The sequence below is a fragment of the Thermococcus sp. genome (assembly GCF_027052235.1).
Taxonomy (GTDB): domain Archaea; phylum Methanobacteriota_B; class Thermococci; order Thermococcales; family Thermococcaceae; genus Thermococcus.
The window spans coordinates 1-5,230 of the sequence record NZ_JALUFF010000017.1 but is presented as its reverse complement, the minus strand read 5'-3'; the positions used below and the strand labels follow the sequence as shown (position 1 = coordinate 5,230).

General features: G+C 49.1%; 5 protein-coding genes. All 5 read left to right on the top strand.

What is annotated here, in order from left to right; translation table 11 throughout:
* On the top strand, window positions 1-785 hold a 785-nt coding region (locus MVC73_RS01705), incomplete at its 5' end, for a restriction endonuclease subunit S (RefSeq protein WP_297506293.1).
* A gap of 46 nt (window positions 786-831) precedes the next feature.
* Entirely contained in the window at window positions 832-1,188 is a 357-nt protein-coding gene (locus MVC73_RS01700; protein ID WP_297506291.1) for a hypothetical protein, read from the top strand.
* A 75-nt stretch (window positions 1,189-1,263) separates the two neighbouring features.
* Window positions 1,264-4,215, top strand: coding sequence for an HsdR family type I site-specific deoxyribonuclease (locus tag MVC73_RS01695; protein WP_297506289.1), 2,952 nt, complete (start codon window positions 1,264-1,266; stop codon window positions 4,213-4,215).
* Window positions 4,206-4,868 carry a SprT family zinc-dependent metalloprotease gene (locus tag MVC73_RS01690; RefSeq protein WP_297506287.1) on the top strand — a complete coding sequence of 221 codons (663 nt, stop codon included), beginning with the start codon at window positions 4,206-4,208 and terminating at the stop codon, window positions 4,866-4,868. The genes MVC73_RS01695 and MVC73_RS01690 overlap by 10 nt, the downstream gene beginning before the upstream one ends.
* Window positions 4,869-4,891: 23 nt before the next feature.
* Window positions 4,892-5,230, top strand: a 339-nt coding sequence (locus MVC73_RS01685) for an MBL fold metallo-hydrolase (protein WP_297506295.1), incomplete at its 3' end; no start/stop codon positions are given.

Sequence of the window (5,230 nt, the reverse complement as noted above, 5' to 3'; positions counted from 1 at the left end):
CCCTCCCCGAGCAGAGGAAAATCGCTGAGATACTGAGGACGGTTGACGAGGCGATCGAAAAGACTGACTTAGCTATCGAGCGGATGGAGCGACTCAAAAAGGGCCTGATGAGGAGGCTTTTGACCAGAGGGATCAAGCACGAGCGGTTCAAGAAGACCGAGCTGGGCGAAATCCCTGAGGAGTGGCGGGTTGTGAGGTTGGGAGATATTGCAGAATTAAAGAGTGGCGGAACCCCAAGTAGGAAGAAGTCTGAATACTGGGAAAACGGAACAATTCCGTGGGTGAAATCGGGAGAATTAAATGATGGAATCATTTATGAAACTGAAGAGAAAATCACAGAAAAAGCAGTTAGAGAATCAAATGTGAAAATCCTTCCAAAAGGAGCTCTACTATTTGCCCTCTATGGGAAAGGAACAGTAGGCAAAACCGCTATTTTAGGGATAGACGCAGCTACAAACCAAGCAGTATGTGGAATTTTACCAAAGGATTCTGCCTTTATCCCGGTGTTTGTGCAATATTACCTGATCCACAAAAGAGAGCAAATCCTCTCACAGTATGTCAATCCAAGCAGTGACGTAGGCAGAACCAACATATACTTATCATCCCTAGCACTATTCAAAATCCCCCTCCCCCCCCTCTCCGAACAAAAGCAAATCGCCGAAATCCTCTCGACCGTTGACAGAAAGCTCGAACTCCTGAGGAAGAGAAGGGAGCGGCTTGAGAGAATAAAGAGGGGCCTGATGAAGGACTTGCTGACTGGAAGGAGGATGGTAAGGATTGAGTAACGATTCAGTTAGAGCTTCGCCCGAACTTAGAGAAGTCGCAGAGTTTGTGGGATACATTGAGAAAACAGTCAGAGAGTCTGAGATAGGACTAAGCCCAGAAAGTGTAAGACAAATTAAAAGTAGGTACCTAGATCTTCGAATGAAAGCAGAAGTAGATATTCGAAATGTGCCCGCATTTATGCACGATACAGTGTTCAGGAAAATGAAAGAACTCGATGCCCTTGAGCTGAGATTAGAAACAGCCCTAATGATGGGAGCAGATAAATACAAACTACATGAAATGGAAGTTAGTTGCAGAGAACTTCAAAACGCCGTTAATACTTACAAAACCCTCGTTTATGTTCTTGCGTCAGCATTGGCTACTCTCATTGCCGCAATCATAGCAAAAATATCCCTACTATAAACCTCGAAACCGTTAAATCATTAACATCCCACTACCCTCATATCCCTGAGGTTAACACATTAACAGGTGTTCCCCATGACAGCCCAAACCCCCGAATACCTCCAGTGCGAGGGGCCAATCATTGAGCGCCTCAAAAACCTCGGCTGGGGATACAGGAGGGGAGTTGAAGTCCTCGAAGACGAGAGAGAACCCCTCCTAATCACCCGTCTGAAGAGGGCCATCATGAGGATAAACGGAATACCTGAGAGCGAGGCTGAGAGGGTTATCAACATCCTTAGAACGACGCCCTTTGGTGTTGAAGGCTCTAAGAGGGTCTTAGAGTACTTAAAGGAGGGCGTCCCCCTGAGGGACGAGGAGACTGGTGAACCAAAGCGCGTTCTTCTCATAGACTACGAGAACATCGGGAACAACGAGTTTTTAGTTGCCAACCAGGTGGGCTATCCATTCAGAACCAAAATTCCCGACCTCGTTCTATACATCAACGGCATCCCCGTGGTTCTTATCGAGTGCAAGCGCCTTAAGAGGGACTGGAAAAGGGCTTACAGGCAGATCAAGGGCTACGAGAAGGAGATGCCCGAGCTCTTCAAGTACGTCCAGTTCAGCATAGCTGCTGGAGACAGGGTCGTTTACTTCCCTAACGTTCCGTGGCTTGAGGACGTCCCGGTCTATGAGTGGAAAGGGGAGAGCTTCGACGACCTCGACAACATAATGGAACCCCTCACGCCAAGCAACCTCCTCGACATGCTGAGGTACTTCATATTCTACCGCGAGGAGAGAGGAACTATTACGAAAGTCCTCCCCAGGTACATGCAGTTCAGGGCGACGAACAAAATAGTTGAGCGGGCCGTTGGCTACGCGAGGGGAAAAACCGAGAGGAACAGGGGGCTTATATGGCACTGGCAGGGGAGTGGAAAGACCCTCACAATGATATTCTCCGCCTACAAGATAAAGCGCCTCCTCGGAAACCCCACGATATTCTTCATCGTTGACAGGCAGGAACTTGAGGAACAGCTTGCCGGAGAGCTGAAGGCTGTAGGGCTGAGCTTTGAGGTTATCGGCTCGATTAAGCACCTGAAAGAAGTTCTCACGCATTCCGACGGCAAGAGGGGCATATTCGTAACCCTCATCCATAAGTTCAGGGAGGAGGAGCTTAGGGATCTGAAGAAAGAGCTGAGGATGGAAAGCAGAAGGAGAAAAACGATAATGAACAGACGGGATGTCGTGGTCTTCATAGATGAAGGGCACAGGACCCAATACGGAGAACTCGCCTCAACTATGCGCTCCATCCTAAAGGACGCATCCTTCTTCGCATTCACAGGCACGCCTATAGCCAAGAAGCACAGGGACACCTACGCTGCTTTCGGTTATCGTGACGAGCCCTATCTGGACAGGTACTTCATACTCGACTCAATCCGGGACGGCTTCACGGTTAAAATAGCTTATCAGCCGAGGCTCGAGGAGGAGGTTCACCTGCGGAAGGAAGATCTCGAGGCCTTCCTTAACTCGCGGCTTGAAGAGATACCCGAAGAGTATCGTGAGAGGGTCAAGGAGAGGCTGAAGAGAAGATTCAACGCCATCAGAATCTTCCTGAAGAACCCCAAGAGGATTGAGATGATATCCGAGGACGTAGCGATGCACTACAGGAATAACGTGAAACCCTTCAAGGCCATGGTGGTGGCGGTCGACAGAGAGGCCTGCGTCCTCTATAAGCGGGCGCTGGATAGGCTTCTACCGCCGGAATACAGCGAGGTCGTGATGACCTTCAACGACGATGACCCCGATGTAATCAAAGAATACTACAATGAACTGATCCAGAGGTACAGAACGAAAGACCAGGGAGAGATAAGAGAGGAGATCGTGAAGAGGTTTAAGGAAAAAGAGGTGCCGAAGATACTCATCGTCACTGACATGCTGCTCACGGGCTTCGATGCACCAATACTCCAAACGATGTATCTGGACAAACCGCTAAAGGAACACCGCCTTCTCCAGGCTATAGCAAGGACAAACAGACCCTTCATCAAAAACGGCGAAAATGTCAAGCCTTTCGGCCTGATCGTCGACTACGTCGGGATTTTTAGGGAACTAAAGAAGGCCCTTGCAATATACGATGAAGTTGATATCCAGGGCGTTGCCTACGACATGGACGAGATTAAACGAGAGCTCAAGGAGAGAATAAACCAGGCTTTAAGTCTCTTTGAGGGTCTTGAGCCCAGAAACGATAGAGACACCATTATGAAGGCCCTCCTCATTCTCTTCCAGAAGGACAAAGGAGGGGAGTTCCAGAAACTCTACAGGGAGATACGCTACTACTACAAGCTCCTGAGGGAAGACAAAACAGAGTTTAAAGATGTTTTCTCGTGGCTCACGGAGATCTACTACGCCTACAATGCCAAGGTTAACGGTCTGGATCCGGAGATGGAGCAAAAGGTGGACACCTTCCTCCAAGAGGCCCTCAAATTCATCCACGAGACGGTGGACATTGGGAGGATCAAGAGGGATTTCCCCATAGTTGAACTCGACGAGGAGTTTCTGAGAAAGATCATGAAAGAGAAAAACAAGGCCCGTGCCTTTTATGACCTCCTCTTTGCAGTCAGGCACTACGTAAACACCCACAGGGGACCGTTAACCGCCGATCTGGTTGAGCAAGTTGAAAGCATAGTGGAGCGGTGGAAGGGTAGAAAAGAAGAGCTTGAGAGACTGTATCAGGAACTCCTTGAAGTAGCCAAGAAGATAGAAAAAAGAAATCGGGAAAGAAAGGAGCTCGGACTGAACGAGCTGGAGTACGCTCTAGTTACAGTACTTAAGAAGCACGTTAGGGCAGATACCCAAGAATTGGTAAGAGACGTGAAAGAGCTCCTACGCGAGACAGAGCCTCTCAGGTTCCCGCGCTGGAGGGAGAAGGCTGAGGTTGTCAGCGAGCTTTCAAGGAGCATCATGAAGTTCCTCGTCCGCAAGTATAAGGGAAGATACGACGACTTGATGAAGACGAGAGAAGATGTTCTCGAGGTGCTCAAGCGGTGGGGCTGAAGTACACTACAATAGTCCGCAACGTCAAGTACTCAAGGATCGAGATAAATCCAAGCGGAGAAGTAAGGGTAATAGTGCCTCCCACCCAAAACCCCGGCGAACTGGTTCAAATAAAACAAGCGTGGATACGGAAAAAGCTCGAGGAGATTGATGCGATTAGGAACCAGTTCAACGGCTTTGAGAACAAGTTACTGCTAAACGGGGATTTCTACGAAGTCATAGAGGGGGAAGAGTTCTCAGTAAACCCAAAGTTCAAAGTGGTTATCCTCCCTGAGGGCAACCTCAAGGTTTTGAAGAGGTGGCTTAAAAACCAGCTCAGAAAAGAGCTTGACTTTAAAGTCCGATTATTCGCCTCCATAATCGGTGTTAAATACAGGAAAGTGTACATCAGATTCCAAAAGACCAAGTGGGCCAGTTGCTCAAGAAAAGGGAACCTTAGCCTTAACCTAATGTTGACAGCCCTGCCAGAGAGCCTTAGGGACTACGTCGTAATCCACGAGCTCGCCCACCTTGAGGAACCCCGGCACAGCAAACGATTCTGGGAGATTGTAGGAGCTTATTATCCCGATTACAAAAAGGCCGAGACGGAGCTAAAGAAATACTGGCTCCTCCTTGAGTGGAATGAAATATGGAAAAGCTTAAGGAATGTTTGACCCCCAAGGAGGTGGGATTGCCCATGAAGCTCACCATCCTCTTCGAGAACCACGCAGGATACAGGAAAGGGCTCCTCGGATATCACGGCTTTTCCGCGCTGGTTGAGCACAGGGGTAAAAGGGTGCTCGTCGATACCGGGACGGATGGAAGGGTTCTCCTCCACAACATGGAGACGCTGGAGATCTCTCCCGATGACATCGACGCGATTTTCATCACCCACGGTCACTACGACCACACAGGTGGGTTGAGGGCGTTCCTTGAAGCGCGGAAGGTGGAAATAGACGTCTACGCCCATCCCGGGATCTTCAGAAGGAGGGTAGCGTTAAAGCCCAAGCTCAGAGAGATAGGAATCCCCTTCAGA

Bases quoted from the DNA above. Each gene is read 5' to 3' on its own strand.
- MVC73_RS01695 (WP_297506289.1), top strand. From the start codon at position 1,264: ATGACAGCCCAAACCCCCGAATACCTCCAGTGCGAGGGGCCAATCATT.